Raw genomic sequence first — 1,511 nt, forward strand, 5'->3', positions numbered from 1 at the left:
GCCCCGGCCCGTTCCCACAGGCGCACAGGCCGCCGCGCCCGTTCCCGCGGCTGCGCCCGGCCCAGACATTCTGCACGCCTTCTGCGAGGGGGCCGGACTGGACYCCGGCCTGGCGCAAAGCGCCGACCCGGAACAACTGGCCCGCTCAATGGGCAAGGCGCTGCGCGGTTCCGCCGGAGAAATCATGCGGATGCTGCAGGACCGGGCCAGCGTCAAACAATTCACCAAGGGCGGCGAGCGCACCATGCGCAATGCTCAGGGCAACAATCCCCTAAAGTTCCTGCCGGATACAAACGAAGCGCTGGATGCAATGTTCCTGAATCCGCGCGAGGGCTTCATGGAAGGACCGGAAAGCTTTACCGCTGCCCTTGCGGATCTCCGCAGCCACCAGCAGGCGGTCTTTGCAGCCCTGCAGCCGGCACTTGCAGCCGTTTTGCAGGGCCTGTCGCCGGAAGAGATCGAAGCTGCCGCCGGCGGCTCCGCTCTGCTGGGCGGCAGCCGCCGCGGGAAACTGTGGGAGAGCTTTGTGGCCCGCTGGGACGAGAAGGCTGCAGAAGCTGAACACGGGATGCTGGACGTCTTCCTGAAAGCTTTTGCGCAGGCCTATCATGATGCTGCGCAGCAGAATGGGAATTTCGACTGAACTGTCACCCTTGACGACATGTTAAAGTTGATTAAGTTCGGCGCAGATTTGAAAAGCAAAAAACCTCTGGTTGATTTTGGACAGGAGTGATTGATGCACAGCAGCGCAATTACCGCGCCCCTGTCCGATAGCGCCCCCTGCGGTCCGGACCTGAACGCCAGCTTTGACCCGGAGTACGAGGAGTACTATTTCGGCGCGGTCGGGCGTCTTCCCGGGTTCTACATGCAGCCCGGTGTCGAGCGCCCTGACGGCAGCCGCTCTCCGGACCGGATTTTCGACCCCAAGGATGTCGATCACCGCGCGGAGAAACAGGCGCTGGATGAACTTTTGACACGCAGCAGGGATCTGCGTCTGCTGGTGCTGCAAGCGCAATGGGATGCGCTGGCCGGGCGCCGCAGCGATCTGGCCAGCACCATCGAGACCATCGCCGGCCTGCTGGAGCACTACCCGGCGGAGGCGCATCCGACGCTGGATGACGGCGGCTCAGAACGCCGGGATGCGATCAATGACCTGAACCAGCCCGTGACAATGGTGCAACCGCTGATGTTCATGGGGCTGGCAGGCACCACCGAAGTTACCCTGCGCAAGATCCGCGCCGCAAGCGGCACCGCCGCACCGCTGCAGCATGAAACCGACCTGGAGCTTAAACCGCTACAGGACACCCTTGCCTCGCCTGCCAATGCCAGCAAGGTCAGTGCCTGCCATCAGGATTTCACCCGCATCTCCAACGCGTTGAGTCGGATTGAAATCTCCTGCAAAAACAATGTGGAAAGGCCATTCACTCCCAGCTTCGACCAGCTGCGCCCGGTTGTATCCGAGATCCTGCAAACACTCGCTGAAGCCCGTCCGGAGCTGAAGGCCGCAGAGG

At 62.5% G+C, this 1,511-nt stretch carries 2 protein-coding genes; both read left to right on the forward strand.

From position 1 onward, the window contains the following. Positions 1-643: type VI secretion system-associated FHA domain protein TagH (gene tagH, locus A9D60_RS03570; RefSeq protein WP_141117804.1), on the forward strand; the 643-nt coding region annotated here is incomplete at its 5' end. Between the two features lie 93 nt (positions 644-736). Beyond that, positions 737-1,511: ImpA family type VI secretion system protein (locus A9D60_RS03575; protein WP_175392882.1), on the forward strand; the 775-nt coding region annotated here is incomplete at its 3' end.

This window comes from Leisingera sp. JC1 (assembly GCF_001679925.1).
Lineage (GTDB): Bacteria > Pseudomonadota > Alphaproteobacteria > Rhodobacterales > Rhodobacteraceae > Leisingera.